General features: G+C 71.9%; 11 protein-coding genes. 8 read left to right on the top strand and 3 right to left on the bottom strand.

The window, feature by feature from the left end; genetic code table 11:
- Positions 1-639: 639 nt before the first annotated feature.
- From ABD223_RS37125 to ABD223_RS37095, 7 genes are all read left to right on the top strand, one after another.
- Positions 640-1,533 (top strand): Scr1 family TA system antitoxin-like transcriptional regulator, encoded by an 894-nt coding sequence (locus ABD223_RS37125; RefSeq protein ID WP_344041796.1) that lies wholly within the window; start codon positions 640-642, stop codon positions 1,531-1,533.
- 322 nt (positions 1,534-1,855) lie between these two features.
- Positions 1,856-4,957, top strand: a complete 3,102-nt coding sequence (locus tag ABD223_RS37120) for a hypothetical protein (RefSeq protein ID WP_344041794.1) — start codon at positions 1,856-1,858, stop codon at positions 4,955-4,957.
- Entirely contained in the window at positions 4,954-6,495 is a 1,542-nt protein-coding gene (locus ABD223_RS37115; protein WP_344041792.1) for a hypothetical protein, read from the top strand. Before ABD223_RS37120 ends, ABD223_RS37115 begins: the two co-directional genes overlap by 4 nt.
- Entirely contained in the window at positions 6,492-7,196 is a 705-nt protein-coding gene (locus tag ABD223_RS37110) for a helix-turn-helix domain-containing protein (RefSeq protein ID WP_344041790.1), read from the top strand. The genes ABD223_RS37115 and ABD223_RS37110 overlap by 4 nt, the downstream gene beginning before the upstream one ends.
- 205 nt (positions 7,197-7,401) lie before the next feature.
- The gene (locus ABD223_RS37105) at positions 7,402-7,896 is read left to right on the top strand and encodes a hypothetical protein (protein WP_344041788.1); all 495 of its coding nucleotides are present in this window, start codon (positions 7,402-7,404) and stop codon (positions 7,894-7,896) included.
- Positions 7,897-8,137: 241 nt separating this feature from the next.
- On the top strand, positions 8,138-8,398 hold the full coding sequence (locus tag ABD223_RS37100; RefSeq protein WP_344041786.1) for a hypothetical protein: 261 nt from the start codon (positions 8,138-8,140) through the stop codon (positions 8,396-8,398).
- The gene (locus ABD223_RS37095; RefSeq protein ID WP_344041784.1) at positions 8,395-9,471 is read left to right on the top strand and encodes an SAM-dependent methyltransferase; all 1,077 of its coding nucleotides are present in this window, start codon (positions 8,395-8,397) and stop codon (positions 9,469-9,471) included. The genes ABD223_RS37100 and ABD223_RS37095 overlap by 4 nt, the downstream gene beginning before the upstream one ends.
- 902 nt (positions 9,472-10,373) lie before the next feature.
- Here ABD223_RS37095 and ABD223_RS37090 read toward each other — a convergent pair.
- The 3 genes from ABD223_RS37090 to ABD223_RS37080 form a co-directional block, all read right to left on the bottom strand.
- Complete coding sequence (locus ABD223_RS37090; protein WP_344041782.1) at positions 10,374-12,392, bottom strand: hypothetical protein; 2,019 nt, start codon at positions 12,390-12,392, stop codon at positions 10,374-10,376.
- Positions 12,393-12,701: 309 nt separating this feature from the next.
- The gene (locus tag ABD223_RS37085) at positions 12,702-15,011 is read right to left on the bottom strand and encodes an EAL domain-containing protein (RefSeq protein ID WP_344041780.1); all 2,310 of its coding nucleotides are present in this window, start codon (positions 15,009-15,011) and stop codon (positions 12,702-12,704) included.
- A gap of 56 nt (positions 15,012-15,067) precedes the next feature.
- Positions 15,068-15,622: an RNA polymerase sigma factor gene (locus ABD223_RS37080; RefSeq protein ID WP_344041778.1), complete on the bottom strand. Its 555-nt coding sequence runs from the start codon at positions 15,620-15,622 to the stop codon at positions 15,068-15,070.
- Positions 15,623-16,158: 536 nt separating this feature from the next.
- On the opposite strand from ABD223_RS37080, the gene ABD223_RS37075 reads away from it, so the two are divergent.
- Entirely contained in the window at positions 16,159-16,971 is an 813-nt protein-coding gene (locus ABD223_RS37075) for an SAM-dependent methyltransferase (protein WP_344041776.1), read from the top strand.
- Positions 16,972-17,457 lie beyond the last annotated feature (486 nt).

Here is a 17,457-nt window from a genome sequence, read left to right as displayed (position 1 = left end):
TCCCGGCGGACCTGGTGATCAGGTCGGTCGAGCAGGTGGCCTGGGTGGCGTTGCCGGTCGTTCCGATGATCAGGGTGCTGCGCGCCGTGCGCGCCACCCGGGCGTCCACCACCACAACCCGCGCGGTGGTATGCGCCGGACCCGGGCGAGTCGGCCACCGCGTTGGCCTGGTGATCCGGGCTCGTGCTGCTGCCGCCTGCGGCCGCGGCGGCGGTCGAACTGGTCGCGCGTGGGTGGTCCGTCGTGGCGGCGGTGCTGGTGTCGATGGTGCTGGTGATGTGCCCGGACCTCGTGGCGATCCTGCTTTATCCGGCTCGGTGTGTCGGCCGCCCGGTTCTGCTGTCCCTGCTCGACCGCCGCAGGAACTGCTCCCCGAAACGGTCCGAGACCATCGACGGCCCCGACGAGTCTTCGACGGGTCGCGGAATCCGGTCCCGGCCAGACCATGGGAATGCAACGGATGAACGCAGCCGCTTGACCAACGCTGCAAGCGCGGATCCGCACCCTGTCAAGGGTGCCGGTCGACACCTCCGGCCGTGTCGAAGTCCGCCCCGTTGTCACCGGATGACGGTTCTGGCCCTGCCGTGTCGTAGAAGAACGATGCCGAGCTGTCGGCTGCATGAATGAGGGTTGTTGTCGATGAACACGAAGAACGAGGGTTTCGAACTCGTGGATGTCCGGATCAGTGACGCGTTCAGTCGGGACTTGGGGGCGACGCTGCGGCAGATCCGCACGGAGTCCGGTGCCAGGTTCGGTGATCTGCTCGAGGCGCTGGAGTGGTCGGCGGGCAAGCTGTCCAAGCTGGAGCGGGGCACACGCGGAGCCAGTGACAGGGACATCTTCCTGCTGCTGGGGCACCTTCAGGCGAACAAGGACCAGCGGGCCCGGGTGGAGGAAGCCCTGGCGACACCCGCCCGCTCCGGGTTCGTGCGTCGTCACGAACGCGGCGGTGCCTCATCCGGTCTCCTTGCACACGAGCACATGGCGCAGGTGGTGACCGTCTACGAGACGGTCACCGTGCCCACCACAGCTCGGACCTGGGAGTACGCGCGCGAACTCACCGAAAGCGAGGAGCTGGCGACACAGCAGGCGAAACGCGCCACGCAGGCCAGGACGCGGATCACCGCCTCCCTGCCGCAACGCTGGGTGTACTACCTCCACGAACTCGCCCTGCATGCGGTCGTGGGCGGCCCGAAGGTGATGCGAGACCAGCTGCTGAACCTGGTCATGCTGACCAACACCCACAACACCGTCGTCCGTATCGTCCCTCTGTCCGTGCCGATGGACGGTGATTTGCAATACCCGGGAACGTTCATGTCCATGGGGCCGGGCGCCAAACGGGTGGTCGTCGTGGAAGGCGACACCGCCACCGCCTTCCACGACGATGCCGGATCCCTGGAGGCGTTTCAGGCCAGGATGGACAAGCTCGACGAGGTGGCGTTGGACGTCGACGGGTCCCGGGCGGTCCTGGCCCGCTGGGCCGACAGCTACGACCAGCGCATCCCTCGCGACAACACTGATTCGGAGCGGTGATGTCGCGCGGTATCGATCTCCGCGGGAAAGGTCTGCCCAAATTCCCTGATCCGTCCGGCTCCGGTCGGACGGCGGGTCGGCTCGGGTCGTGCGCGCCGACCGTCGAGGACAGGGCCACGAGGGTCGAGGGCACGGGGTCGGTGTGCGGGAAGGTCGGCGGTGGGACGGAGAAGCGGCGTGTGAACGCCCACGCTGTCCGGGGACAGTTCGTTGGTTCGGAGGTCGGGGCCCTGCTCGGAGGAGTCGGTGCCGCGAACGCCGGAGACGGCGGACGGCGGTGGCGTGCAGTGCGCGGTGCCTGCGCGGTGTGCAGGGGGCGGCGATGAGCGGTCGGCCCGGAGCGGGCGGGGAGGTGGCCCTGCCGTATCGGATCGATCGGGCGCTGGCCGACCTCGCCGCCGCGGGCGCCGATCCGGTCGGTCGTGCGGTCGCGTCACGACGTCTGGCCGAGGTGCTGTTCGCCGCCGGCCGCCCCGAGCAGGCCCAGGCCCACCTGGGGCACGCCCACCGGATCCGGCCCCACCGGGATCCGGCGGCCCGAGGCGTGCGGTTGCTCGCCTCGGCCTGCGGGCCGGCAGGCGACGACCCGCAGGCCGAGGCACCCGGGGTGGTCGACGGGCCGTGGCGCGACGCGGTCGCCGCCCCCACCGTGCGGCGGCGGCGTGCGCGGGGCGGGGCGCGTCGGTCCGGCGCGGACACCCTGGCCGCGCCGCTGCCCACCGCGGCCGACCTCCGGCTCGACCCGGACACCCGGCGGGCGCTGGCCGACGCCGAGACCTGCCTGCGACAGCTGCGCGCTGCGGCCGCCCGCAGCGGTGTGCCGGGGTTGGCCGAGGCGGTGCTGGTACGCGACGCGCGCGCCGCCGCGTACCTGGACGACACACATCTGGCGCTGCGGGAACTGCTGGTCGCCGCCGTGCCCGGCGCCACCGACGCCTGTCCGGACGCGCTGCGGTATCTGCGTGCCGCCCGGACGCTGCACCACCCGGGGCGGGCGGGCGGGGCGGGGCGGTTCGCCACGCTGGTCGGGCAGGTGGCCGCCCGTCTGGCCGGACATCCGACCGGCACCGTGCGGTTGCCTGCGGAAATCCGCCGGGCTCTGCCCCGGCTGGCCGGCTGGGTCGAGGGCGCGCAGGACATCCCGGTGCTGGTGCGGCTGGCGGTGGCCTACCGGCGCCTGCACACGCTCCCGCTGCCCTCGGCCGCGGCGCTGGCCCGGCTGTACCTCACCGCCGCACTGGGCCGCCCGCACGGCCCCGGTCACGTGCCGGCGATGTCGGTGTGGATCGCCGCCGACCCCGCCGGGCACCACCATCAGGTGGCCACGGCCACCGACGTCGGCTTCGCCGCGCACCTGGCAGCCGGTCTGGTCCACGCCTGCACTGTCGAGCACACCCTGATCGACAACCTCGCCGCCACCGCCGCGGACCTGATCGACCGCCACCCCGACCACGACCCCGACACCCGAGGCCTGCTGCGGACGATGGCGGCCGGACCGGTGGTCGACCGCGCCGTGCTCGAGCAGCGGGCCGGGGGAGATGCGCTGCGCGCCCGCCGCGTCCTGGCTGGCCTGCGCAACCATGGACTCGTCGTCGACCTCGACGACCACACCTCCGACGGATCCGATGCCGATACAGGCGTCCCCGGAGGGCACCGTTACGCGTATCCGTCGGCGCTGGCGCTGCTGGCCGCCCCGCACCCGCCACCCCCCGACGGCGACGACCTGGCCACCCGCCCCGCCTCGGCGACCACCCTGTCCGCAGTCGCTGCGCCCACAGCCGCGGTGGTCCCGACCGTGCCGGCCGCCACGTCGCGGGATGCTTGGCTTGCCGGGTACCGGAGCACCGGCCGGTGGCACCGCGTGGTGGACCTGGCGTGGGACTCGATGCACACCGCCACCGACGACCTCGACCGGGCCAGGGCGTGGGTGCGGCTGGGACGGGCGTTGTCCGAGGCCGGACGCCCGGCCGACGCGCTGGAGCCCGCGCGCCAGGCCTGCACGCTGCTGCGTGCCGACCACGTCGGCAGTCCGACGCGCGGGCGTGAACTGGCCGAGGCGTTGCTGCTGCTCTCGGCGGCCCACCGGGCACATGACGAGCCGTCACGGGCGGCCAGGGCGCTGCACGATGCGCTGGCACTGCTGGTCGACCACGACGAGGACGCCGCCGAGCAGGTCCGCGGCCTGCTGCGGGCCCTGCGCCGGGACAGCGCCGTACCGGCACCGACGGGCACGACGCCAACACCGGCCGGCACACCAGCGGCAGGCCCGCCGAGGAGCACTGCCGTGGCCGCGTGGCGCGAGCGCCGCTGGCACGACGACACCGTGCGGGAACTCGGCGCGGCCCTGGACGCGCTGCGAGGCCTGGACCGGGTCGCCCGGCACTCCCCGCTGGGCCCGGCGCTGGCCCGCTCGGCACGACTACGCGAGCTGCGGGCCGGCGCGCACCTGGACGGAGCGCACTGGGCACTGTGCGAAGTCCTCCTCCACACCCACACTCGCACCGACCGGCCAACCCGTACCTGCCTGCTCGACCGGTACCTGCACGCCGACGCCGCGGCCCACGACGGTCCCGCCGACTTCGACGCCGAGAGCCTGCACCAGGTGTCCCTGGCGTTCTCCGAGCACGCCACGGCCACGCGATACCTGGCCACCCTGGCCGGGATCGTGCGCGCCCGGCGCGTGCAGCGCCTGCTGGACTGGACCGCCGCCGACACGGGCCCGCCCGCCGTGGCCAAAGTGATCCTGGGCCACCTGCACCTGGCCACCACCGGGCCACGGCGACCCGGCGACCCGGTCCTCGCCCGCGCCTACCTCGGCATGGACCTGCGCCGGCTGGGGCTGCTGCGGGAACCCTGGCTGCCCCTGTCCACCTGGATCGACCGCCACCACCGGGCCTACCGACGCCACCTGCGCCACGCCCACCACACCGGCGACGTCGAACCGTTCGTCGCCTTCCTCGCCGCCGGTATCACCCGCACCTGCCGGCATGAAGCCCGCCTCATCGACGCGATGAACACCACCTGGCAACAGCTGTGCCGGGCCCTGCCGGGCCACCGCACCCAACTGCGGGAACGGGCCGTGGCCGACATCCTGGCCTGCCCCGCGCACACCGGCCACAGCCTCGCCCGCCACATCGCCACCACACCCACCGCAGCCGGCAAGAACCTCCAAACTTTCGTCCACGCCGGCCTGGTGGTGCCACACGGCACCACCACCGGTGGGCGACCGGCGTTCGTCAACCCCACGGCACTGCGCCTGCTCACCGACCCTCCCGCCGACAGCAACAACCCCGACACCGGCAGGGACACACCGGCCCCGACCGCCGCCGGGCGGCCCGCCGCCCGGCGGACACCGCGATCCACCGGCCTCGACGCGGGCGCCGCTCCCATCGCGACAGAGCTGGGAAGGCGGCGACGCCGATGACCGGGATCGCACCACCTCCGCAGGAGACCGCGCGGCCGCTGCCGGCGGGGCTGGACGCGGCACTGGCCGACCTGGCCGCCGCCGGTAACGACGTCCGGCACACCGCGGCCGTCCGGGTCGGCGCGCAGTGCCTGGAGGCCGACCTGCCGCACAGCGCCGCGCACCACCTCACCCGGGCCCACCGCCTGCTCGACACCGGCGCGCACCGCGCGGGCGCCGAGCACGTCGAGTGCCTGCTGCTGTTGGCGCAGGCCCACCTGGACTGCGGTCGACACGACAGCGCCGAGGCCGCACTGCACCAGGCCCGCGCACTGCACCTGACGCACACGGGCACGACCGCGTTCATCGACCGCAGGCTGCGGCAGGTCGCCCGCGAACGCCACCGCCCATGCCCCGACACCGACCGGTTCGCCCACGCCGACCGGTTCCCCGACAGCGCCGACGACCTGTTCGCCCCCCTGCCCACCGCACAGGGCCTGCTGCCCGACACCACCACCCTGCAACCGATGCTGGACGCCACCGCCGCGCTCGCCGCCCTCGACGTCGCCGCCGCGCACAGCGACCTGCCCGGCCTGGCCGACGCGGTCATCACCCGCGAGACCCGGGCCTGCGCCCAGGTCGATGGCGTGCACCTGGACATGTGGGATGTCCTCACCGCATATCTGCCCGAAACCGCCGGCACCGCCGACAAGGACACACTGCGCTACCTACGGGCCGCACAACACCTGATCCCGACCACGCAGACCTCCGACACCGCGCTCGACGCCGACGCCCTGGCACGCGCCGCCGCGAGCCTGGCCGGACACCCCGACCACAGCCTGCCGTTCGGTCCCTCCACGCGGCGGACGCTGCAACAGCTGACCACCTGGGTGGACGAGGCCGGGGACATCCCCGCGGTGTGCCGGCTGGCCGTGGCCTACCGGCGCCTGCACACCATCCCCCTGCCCGCGCCGGTCGCCGCGCCGCTGGCCCGGCTCTACCTCACCGCCGCGGCCACCCGACTGGCCGGCCCGACCGGGCATCGGCCACCGCTGTCGACCTGGATCGCCACCTGCGCCCCCGACCACCACCGACTGCTGGCCACCGCCACCGACCGCGACTTCACCGCCCATCTCGCCACCGCCATCACTCACACCTGCCAAGCCGAGAGCGACCTCGTCGACCGGCTCGCCGTCATCGCCACCGACCTGACCGGCGCGCACACCAGCTACGACACCACCACCCACCACCTGCTCAGATCCATCCCCACCCTGCCCGTCATCACCAGCACGACGGTCGCCGCCCGCCGCGCGACCACCACACGCGCGGCGATCGACTTCATCACCAGACTCACCGCCCGCGGCCTGATCCAGCGCGTCGACGGATCCGACACACGACCACCCGGCGGACGCCGCTACACCCACACCGAGGCGCTGGCGCTGCTGACCGCGCCACACCCGGGCTCCCCGTGCCACACCCCGCCGGCGGATGCCTCCCGTTCTTCGGTACCCCCGACATCCGATGACCCACCCAGCGCGCACCAGGAACAACCACGATGACACCGACCGACCAGGACACCGGACACCCCGACCACAACCCCGTGAATCTCTCGATCAGCACGGCACACCGCACACCCCGCCCCACCGCGATGGAAAGCCTGCTCGCCTACCCTCAGGCCCTGGCCCGCCACCTGGTCGCCCTGCGCGAACAGCAGGGTCTCACGCCGGAGCACACGGCGACGCTGCTCGCCATCCCGCCCACCACACTGCTGGAGTGGGAGAACGGCACCCGCCGCCCGTCAATGCCACGACTGCTGCGGCTCACCACGCTCTACCAGACCCCGCTGCTGCACTTCCTCGACCACGTCGCGCGCGAGGTCCGTCCTCCCGACGACCCCTCACAGCCCTCCGTCGTCGAAGCGCTCCTGTTGTGGAACGGAGTGGCACCCGAACAGCTCCACGGCATCACACCGGCCGCTGGCAACGCTTTCCACCATGACGGCCAGGACGGGCAGGACCAGCCGCTGCGCGATGCGGTGCTCTACCGGCGCAGCGACGACCCCGTCCGGATCAACGCGGGCCGCCGGATCGCGCAGGAGTACGAAGTCGATCCGAGCATCCGCGTCCTGGCCGCCCGACACCACCTCTCGTTCGGAGTCGTCCGAAGCCTGCTCCACGAAGCCGGCGCAGCGGTACGTAGTCCAGGCGGGTCCAACAACACAGCCCGCCCAGGGGGCGAGATCGACAGGCCCGACCCCTAGCGGACTTCTCCGCCCACACGAGTGAAACCGGTCGATCCGGAGCACACCGCCACCCCTGCGACTCGTCTTCGGGACCGGCCACCACGGCTCCGGGCGCCCACCGGCCGGATCTCGACGCAACCGACTGCCCCGGCCACGGCGACATCGACGGCCCCCGCGACGCCACCGGCCGGTGACGACACCCATCGTGAACAAGGAGATCGGCGTGACCGAGACAGCCGACACCCCACCCCGCCGCATCCGCCCCGACACCTGGAGCAGGCTGCTGGCACCCACCTCCGGGTTGATCGACCAGCCCATCACCCTGCGCCGGGCCCTGCTCGCCCTCGACGACCACGCGATCGCGGACGAGGTGCACGCGCTGACCGGACCGGACACCCCCGAACAGGACCAGCAGGTCCTCGACGGGACGCTGCTGTACCTGCGGCATCTGGGCGCGTCGGCCAGGGGAGACCACGACGCGGCCGAAGCGATCGGTACGCAGGCCTGGAGCCACACCTGGTTCAGCCGAGCGGACTGGCACGACGTCAGGATCCTGGCCGTCCTGCTCTGGGGAATCGCCACGGGTCGGCTGCCCGACACCACCCAAGGGGCCGTCACATTGTTGCTGCTCAGCACAACGGACGACACCACCACACACCGGATCCTGTCCTCGATCCGATTCCGCGGGCTCGTGCCCTGGGACATCCTGCACGCCTGATCGGACGACCGGGAACAGGCGGTCCTCGACGTGTCCCTCACGTCCGTCCTGACCGACGGTCGCGATCCGCCCCCATCCGGACCCCGGCCGCCCCTGGGAGTCCTGATCGCGCGGCATGTCCGGGGCTGTCGTCCGGCGCGACCGCAGCGCCCGCGACGACACCGCCCACGATCGCGACGGCAACCCGCAACCCCGCAACCCCGTCTCCGCCGCCAACGTCGACCGTGGAAGGAAACCCGGCGTGACCGACGAAGCCCACACCGCACCCCGCCATCCCCGATCCCACATCCGGTACCGGCCGCCGGCACCGGTCTCCCTGCCGGTCGACCGACACGACACCCTGGGCCGGGCCCCGGCGGCCCTCGACGATCACGCGGTCACCGCCGAGCCGCGCGCCCTGCCCGGACCCAACATTCCCGCCCAGGACCGGCAGGTCGCGGAACAGAATTCCGCCCTATCCCCGCACCCGCGCATCCTGCGGGCGATGGGTGGTGTCCGGTGAACACCACACACCGCATCCTCACCACCCTGGCCCATGCCGGCGAGCACGGGCTGACCGGCGCGGACCTTCGGGAGCGCACCGGCATCGGCGTGCGCGCCGGCTACCCGCGCCTGGTGAGGCTGGGCATCGCCGGACTCGTGACCCTCCGGTGGGAATCGACGCGCCCCGGCGCACCCCGCAGCTGCCGGTACCGGGTCACCGACCTGGGGCGTGCCGAGGCACGGCAACGGGAACTGCTGCCGCCCGCCAGGTCGACGCCGGGGGTGACGGTGCCCTGGGCCCGAGACGCTCGCGCCGGGCAAGTCGGGGACGGCGCGGCACCGCCGGAGGCGTTCGGCGCCCGGTGGCCGCATCCGGTCCTGCTGCGCAACCACCTGCTGGGCGGATCGCTCAACCGCCCCGTCGACCGACAGGAGGCAGCCCGGCTACGCAGACTGGACCCCGGCATCGACACCCGCGCCCGAGCCCTGGAAACCCACCGCGGCGCCGTGCTGCGGGCATTGGCCGACAACGGGTCGGCCGAGCAGGTGCTGGACCTGTCCACCGGAGTCCCCGCCCCCGGCATCGTGCGCTGCGCCCACCTTGCCCTGGCCGACCAGGATCCGCCCACCCCGGTGGTCTACGTCGTCACCGACGATCAACTGGCCCTCGCCACCCGGACAGTCCTGCACGGCTGTTCCCACACCGGGGCCGTGGTGGCCGATCCCTGCGACGCGCACACGCTCTGGCGGGCGGTGACCCGCCTCGACCGGACGCCGCGTCGTCTGCTGCACCCCGGCCGACCGGTGGTCCTGGACGCCTCGACGATCGGCGACCTTGTGCCCGACCCGCGCAGGCTGCACGCCGTGCTGCGCGCCTGGCGCAGCACCGTGCCCGACGGCTCGGTGCTGCTGCTGGCCCACTCGCTCGACCCTGCCCTGCCCGACCCTCTGCCCGTGGCGCACCGCGCGGGTTGGCACCGGCTACCCGCCGTCCCCCCATCCTCCCCGGATACCCGGGGAGTGGTCGACCACCGGACACAGGTCGCGGTGCTGACCACCGCGAAGCGTCGACGGACGCGGCGAGAGGCGTGACATGACCGCCACGACCTCAGCACGCCGTCAACCCGCCTGCCACCGCCCGACACCGGACAACTCACACGACGCATACCGGCCGGACGCCCTCGGCGTCCGCAGAGCGTCCGCCGAGGCCTCTGCGACCGCCCGATCACCGGCAACGACTCCTTGTCCGGACACGTTCGCGCCGCCCGGCCATCCCCCTGCCCGACCAGGCGGCGATCGAACAGAAGGAGGCCAGGGTGAGCCCTCCACCGCCACGTCGTCCCCCCGACACGGCCGACCTGCCCTGGGGATCCGCCCACAGCGGCGGGGCACCGACGCCCCACGACCCGGGCCCACCGACCGAGTACCTGCCTCTACTCGGCACTCTGCCCCGCCCGACACCGGCAGCCGACCACGACCGGGACCGTGAGCGGGCCGCCGCCTCGGAAGCGCTGCGACACAAGCAGGACCCGAACATCGACTATCTCGGCTTCCTCGACCGGGTCCTGCACGGACTGCGCCACCTGTGACAAGAGCAGATCACGCATGATCGACACCCGTCCGAATGGTTGGAGCCTCCCGCGCAGACCACCCGATCCCTCCCGACCCGACCCGACCCGAGCCGGTGGCGTGGTAGACGACATGTCCTGCCGGCTGTTCCCGACAGCGCAAGACACGTCATCGGACACCTCCCCGCCCCGTCGCATCGGCGGGCCGCGGCCGATCCACGGCGCCCGACCGCGTCATCCGCCTGCCCGTAACGACCGCGACAAGACCGGCCACCTCACCTAGGCGGCCACCGCCGCACCCAGACCGCACGCCGCCCCGGTGACGAGGCGGTGCTGTGCGAACCGGCCGCCCACCGGCACATCGACATCGACAGCGGGCCCGACCAGCGTCAGGCCACTCGTGGGGTGTTTCCTTCGGCGCGTGATCTACGCCGTCGGGTGTGGTGGCGAGGTGGTCGGGTGCGAGGTATGTCGGTTGAAGGTGTCGAGCAGGGACAGCACTGTGGCGCGCAGGTGCTCGACGGGCAAGGAGAGGCCCGTTTGCAGGTCGGGGTGGTGCTCGATGCTGTCGATCATGGTCAGCAGTCGGGCGAACTCGGTATTGATCAAATCGACGTGGGTGGATGACGGACGGGAGTGCTGGGCTGCGTTCCACAGGCGGACGATGAGCTCCATCTGGAGGGTCAGGCCGCTGATCTCGTGTCGGCCGTGGGCTCGCAGTTCGGCGCGGATGAGGTCGCGGTAGCGCTCGATCGCGCCGTCGTCGGTGCCGGGGGAGGGCCGGTGGAGATCGATCCAGGCCAGGTCGAATCGGCAGGTCAGGGCCAGCGGGTGGTGCTCGCCCAGGAACGTGGTGCAGTGGTGGATCAGGTCGGTGTAGTCGGCTGCGCAGTTCCGGATGTGGTCGGGGTCGGCCTCGGGGCAGGGGTGGCTGCTCCAGCGCAGCCAGGCCAGGTCGCGTCGGATGGTGAGCACGTCGGGGTGGTGTTCGCCCAGATGGTCGCGTCGGGTGGTCAGCACCTGGCGGTAGAGGGTCTCGGCGCGTCGTGGTGTGTGAGTGAGTTGGGCGAACACCGCGGTGCTGCGGGTCAGTTTGGTGGCCAGCAGCCGCCAGGTGTCGGGCAGGTCGGGGTGGTGCTCGACGTGGTCGACGAGGTGTTCCAGGTGGGGGATCAGCGCGGCCCAGCGTGACCGGTGGTCGGGGGCGCCGGTGTGCAGGTGGGTGGTGGCGCCGTCGAGGACGGCGATGCACAGCGCCAGGTAGGGGTGGGGGTCGGTGAGCAGGTCGGGTTGGTGTCGGTTGGCCTCGCGGATGACGGGATGGATGAGCATGCAGGGGGTGGTGGCGGCGGAGGAGCGGCTGTCGTGGAAGTCGACCCGGTCGATCAGGCCGAAGTCGACCAGGACGGCCAGGGTGTCGGTGACGTCGGCGCCGGTGACGGCGGGAAACAGCGGGGAGTGGATGAGGATGTCGGGGTCGGCCAGGGCGTAGGGCAGGGGCGCGGGGGCCAGGCAGGACAGCCAGCGCAGCAGGGGACGGGCGTGGCGCAGGCCCCGGTCGTGCAGCAGGTCCAGGGACAGCTCCCAGGTGCGGGTGAGCAGTTCGCGGTCGTCGAGGTCGCGCCCGCCGAGGTTGTGCAGGCGGTCGACGTGGGCGAAGTGGTCGCGGAAGGCGTGGCGGTAGTGGTCGAAGTCGACGGGCAGCAGGACACCGGGCACGGTCGGCAGGGCGGCGGCGCCGCGCAGGTAGCGCCCGGCCAGGTGCAGCGCCAGGGGCAGGCGGCCGAGCACGTCGGCCAGCAGCAGCGCCTGCGGGCGGGTTCCGGCCGCGGGCGCCAACGAGCACAGCACGTCCGCGGCGTGATCACGGCCCAGGGGGCCCAGCGGAACGAGGGTGGCGTGGCGGGGCCAGCGATCTGGGGTGCCGTCACGGCTGGTGATCAGCACGTGGCCGGTGCGGTGGCGTAACGCAGGGAGCCAGGGTTGCAGCAGGCGGGTGTCGTCGGCGTTGTCGATGACGACGGCCCAGGGGCGGGGGCAGTGCGCGAGCGCGTCGGTGAGCACCGGCAGCGGGGACAACGTTCCGGTCCAGGCGTGGATGACCTTGTCGACGGGGGCTCCGGCGTCGAGGGCCAGCTCGCGCAGTCCGGCGGTGAGGCTGCGTTCGGTGGAGGCGTCGATCCACCACAGGCGCAGGCTGCGGTGGTCGCGGTCCAGGCGGTCGGCCAGGGTGAGGGCGGCGGCGGTCTTGCCGCTGCCGCCGGCGCCGTGCAACACGCTGGTCGCGCCGTCCTGGCGCAGCACACGCCGGAGCAGGTCGGTGACCAGTTCGTCGCGGCCGTGCAGATCGGTGGTGACCCGGTCCAGGGGCGGTCGGACGGAGACCGGGCCGGTGGGAGTGTCGGTCCGGGTGTGGACGGCGATGTCGCCGTGGACATCGCCCATCTGCAGCACCACCGAGTGGCGTGCGTGGTCGACGCGATTGGTCACCGGGCCGCCGGGTTGAGGGCCGCCGGGCTGGGGGTCGACGGGACGGTGCGGGGGGTTGGGCATGGTCGGTGGTCTCCGTGCGGTGGTGAAGGCGACGCAGGCGGCCGGGGCGGCGAAGATGCCGCGGCCCTGGGCGGGATGGGACGGGGCGTGATTCCGTCGGGATGCAGCGGAACACCGTGTCCGACCGCGACGCGGACGACAACCCCGTCAGCACTCTCCTCGGTCGTCGGGTGTGGTGGTGTGGGAGGGCTGGTGCGGTGCTCATCCGGCAAGCGGTCCGGCGCTGATGAGGTCTTGGAGTTGCTGTGCCGACTGGGGGCCGCCGAACAGCTCGCCTTGGCCGAGGTCGGCGGCCAGGTGATGGGCGGTGTCGCGCTGGGCGGTGGTGGTGATGCCCTTGACGGTGACCACGCGGGTGAGATTGCGGCTCATGCGGATGAACGACGCGGCCACGGTCTCCTCATGCTGCTCGCGTGTGGGGTCGTCCAAAGTCGCGGTCAGCTCCGGGGGGACGACCAGGGTGTGCAGGGTGAGGTTGGACAGGGTGTGATAGCGGAGCACGTCTGTGCCCAGTCCTTCCAACGCCAGACGCACGTCCATGCTGCCCAGTCTGATGACGTGGCGGCGGGGGAGGCCGCGCTCGTCGACGACCGCGGCCTCGGGCATCGACAGCATCAACTGGGCGGCCGGGACGCCCGCCTCCTCCAGCGCGTCGCGGACGTGATCGACCAGGGTGCCGCTGTCGGCGAAGCGCCGGGGAATGTGGACGGTGACGCGGGGGGCCGCCTCGCCCAGCGCGTGCCGCCAGCGGGCGGCCTGAGCCAGCACGCGCCGCAGCAGCCAAGGCCCCCACCGCAGGCTCAACCCGATGTCGTCGGCCAGCGTGAGCAGGTCGTCGACCTGGCGGACGCCCAGTTCGGGGTGGTGCCACCAGGCGGTGGCCTCGGCGCCGACGACCACCCCGTCGTGCAGGCGGGCGATGGGGGTGTAGGCGATGTTGATCTCCCCGCGTTGCAGCGCCGCGGGCAGCGCGGCCAGTAGATGGGCGCGTTCGATGTCACGGGGCTGGCGACATTGGGGCCGCACGGCGGACCGGCGGGGAACGCGGTCGCTGTTGGCGTGCAGCGCTGCCTGGGCCTGGGTGAGCAGTTGGCCTGCGGAGGTGTGGGGGTGGGCTTCGGTGACCCCGACGAGGGGACGGAGCACCAGTTCGTGTCCGTCGTCCCATAGTGGTTGAGACAGCCAGTCGACCAGGCGCCGCACGGTGTCGGTCACTCCGCTCCGGCCGTGGGGGTTGGTGAGTAGGACGGCGAAGACGTCCCTGTCCAATCTGCCCACGACGGTGGCTGGTGTGGCCTGCACCGCCGCGGTGATGCGGGCGGCGATGGCGCGTTCGACCCGCGCGCCGACCCTGGGACCCAGGGTGCGGGTGATGGAGGCCAGCCCGTCCAGCCGCAGGGTGCACAGGCCGATCCAAAGGTCGGATTGCCGGTGTTGGAGAACGACGTGCACGCGGTGCAGGAAGTTGCGCTGGGTGGGCAGGTTGGTGATGGGGTCGTAGTCCCGGCCCGGCAGCAGCCGACGCGACCAGGACCTCCAGGCGGTGATGTCGCGCAGCACCATGTTGAAGCGGTGCCCGTCGGGGTGGTGGTCCACTCGTCGGACGAACGCGGCCACGACTCGGAAGCCGGGTGCCGAGTCGGCCACGACGAGGGCGAATTCGGTGTGCGACCACCCGTCCGTCGCCTGGTTTGCCCGACGCAGGGCCTCCTCCACGGCGACCGCGTCGGAGGCGGTGAGGGTGTGACGCGACAGCGGACTGCCGATGACCGCGGTGCCGCGGTCCTCGCCCAGCAGGGCCCGCAGCGCCGGATTGGCCCGTACCAGGATCCCGCCGGTGGTCAGGACGCATCCGGGCTGGGGGCAGCTGTCCAGTTGCCGGATGAACAGCCGCGTGTCGTGCAGGGCGGGCGGTGGCGTCGGCGGTACCGTGCCCGCCGCCCGCGTGAGTAGCAGTTGTTCGTCGAAGACCCGATCGCGGGCACCGTCGGCGAAACCGGCGGCCAGACCGGCCAGTGCGACGGTCAATCGCCGCCGTCCGGCCGGTTCACACGCGGCGGCCGTGTGCTCCAGCCAGGGAATGATCACCTCCAGGGCGTCCTGGAACGCGTGCGGGGTCATCCGCAGTTCCGCGGCCAGGTGACGGCCGATGCGTTGGGCAGGCCACTGGCCGTAGGGCTGTCCTCGGACATGGTCGATGAGCGCGGAGGCGAACACGCCCACCTGCTTGCGCAAGGCGGCTCTGTCCAGGTGCAGGTTGGTCGCGGCGATGGCGTCGACCCATTCCCCGATCATGTCGACGGATCGGCCGCGCCCACGACTCACCCGGATTCGCGCCCGGTCGACCGGCGTGGGGTCTTCCCGGGTGTCGACGCTGTGGGCGGCCGCGACGGCAGGGGCCCCGGCAGTGTGATCGCCGGCCAGCAGTCGCGCCAGCCTGGCCTCCACCTCGGCGTCGGGCAGTGGCGCCAGACCGGCGTCGAACACCGCCCGCAACTGCCGATCCGACACGCGCCGCCTGCTCCGCCACGCCGTCGTGAACCATCGCCGCAGCCTCGCCGACAACATCACCAACCACCTCCATGGTTCGGATCGACCACATCACCGCTGCCCGGATCTGGGAACTGGGTCGCACCGGCATCGCCGTCGAGGTGTCGACCTGCCGTCCACAGGTAGTTCGACACCGAGTGCGGGCTACATCCCATGACGCGGGCGATCTCGGAACGTGTCAATCCATAGATCTTCAAGCTCAGTGCCTCCCGCACATGCCGGGGCATCCCGGCGATCCTGTCCCGCACATCCGCCCACCGCTGCCAGTCGTCGACTCCCTCCACGGGCACGGTCGTCAGCCGGTGGGAGTCGTCGGGCTCGACCGGCATGGCCGAGGGCCTGTTCTGGTTCTGGATCAACTCGTTGCGCGCGATAGTGAACAGGTATGCCCGACGATCCACAGTGATACGTCCCCAGTACCTCCACATCTGGGTGAAGGCCTCGTCGGTGATCTGGTCGTACTCGGAGCCGGGGTTCGTGGCGCGCACCCAGGAACGCAGGCGGTTGTAGTTGGCTTTGTAGAACGCCGAGAACTCGTGATCGTCGGGGTGGCGTGGACGGATGCGGATCACGTACCGACGCCCCGACCTGTCCCCGTTTCCCCGGTCCGCGTCGATCGTGTCGGCCGGCCGCCGTGACCCCCGGCGCCGTAGCCCCTGATGTGGTCGACCCGACGGCGGGCTGTCACGGCGCCGTGGACCGCACCCGCGGAAGGCCCCGCGCGGTAGACGCCCCGTCCGGGCGCGGTGACCGGCGGGCACCCCGGCGACCGGACCGCGCCCGGACGCACGGCGTCCACCACGATCATGGTGTTGAACAGCAACACACAACCCTTCCCAACCGGGATGCCCGCGGCATCGGTGTGGACCTACTACCTGGAACAAGTCCCGTGATCGACGGATGTCCATGCCGTAGCCGTGAGGATCACCCGATCGTGGAGGCATTTCCTGTGGAGTGGAATCAAATGTGCGGTTCTGCGGCCGGACGGGTGAACGATGGTGGCCGCCATGGAGCAGGCGAGGGTGATACACCCCCGGACGCGGCCCGTTCAGTGGAACCGTCATGGGCCCACCCGGCCTAGGATGATCATCAGCGGAAGGGAGCTGCCGTGCCCGACGAATCCGACGATCCCACGACGGCCGACTTCGACAGACCCAGCGCCGCCCGCATCCACGACTGGCTGCTCGACGGCGCTCTCAACACCCCCAAAGACCGCGAAGCGGCCCGAGCGGCCATCACCGCGCTCCCCGGCCTGCGCGAACTCATCCGCCATCACCGCGCGTTCCTGCACCGCGCCGTACACCACATGATCAACGCAGGCATCGGGCAATTCCTCGACCTCGGCGCAGGCCTGCCGACCATGGCGCCCACCCACGTCGCCGCCCATGCCCACCGGCCCGACATCCCGGTGATCTACGTCGAGAACAACCCGGCCACCGTCGCCCACTCCCGACTGATCCTCGAACACACTCCGCAGGTCGCCGTCGTCCATGCCGACCTGCGATACCCCGATCGGATCTGGCGCGACGAGCGCACCCGTCCACTGCTCGACACTGCGCGGCCCACCGGCGTGCTGATGATCGACATACTCGACACCCTTACCGACGACCCCGGCCGGATCATCGACCACCACCTCGACCACCTGGCACCGGGCAGCGCCCTCGCCATCACCCATCTAACGACCACCGACACCACCGCACACCCCCAACCCTCGACCGGAACCACCCCCACGGTCGAACCTGCCGACACCCTCACGGGCGGCCGCATCGCCCGCTCCGCAGAGCTCGTCAACGCCTGGCTGTCTCGGCTGACACCGGCCGAGCCTGGAACGGTCCCGCCCTGGCAGTGGCGACCCGATACGGACACACCGGCACCGATCACCGACGCCTCGGCGGTCTGCGCGGTTGCATTCCTACCCTGACTTCGACCAACCGCACCCGACTGCTCTGCTTCGACCGAGGCGGTCCGGCCGGGCGGAATAGGAGCGCCCGCCTGCCGTCAACTCCGACCCTCCCATTGTTGGCCGTGATGACCTATGCAATGCACTGGCTGATCCTCCCCTGGTTATTCGGAGTCGGGTTACTGGATGATCACTCATCTCAGTAGTCCGGTGGACAGCGCTTCGTGACCGCGTCGACCAAAGCCGGGCCTGTGCCGAACAGCAGGCCGTTCCAGGTGGGGCCCGCAGCGGCTTTGGCGTCGGCGGGGTCCTGCGCCAGCCGTGCCTTGTCCCGGGCTTACTGGCCCTCCAAATCGGCCAGTGCGACGCAGGCCCTCGGTCTCCATCGGCGTCTCCAGGTCAGGGTCGACCGCAGAGGCCAGCCGGTGTCGTCGTGGCGCGCCGGGGAACGTAGACGGGAATGGTGGGGTGAACCAGCCGGGCAATCACTGTGTCCTGGTCGGTGCC

This window comes from Saccharothrix xinjiangensis (assembly GCF_039527585.1).
Lineage (GTDB): Bacteria > Actinomycetota > Actinomycetes > Mycobacteriales > Pseudonocardiaceae > Actinosynnema > Actinosynnema xinjiangensis.
The sequence above is the reverse complement of the archived record's forward strand: the minus strand, read 5'-3'. Positions and strand labels throughout refer to the sequence as shown.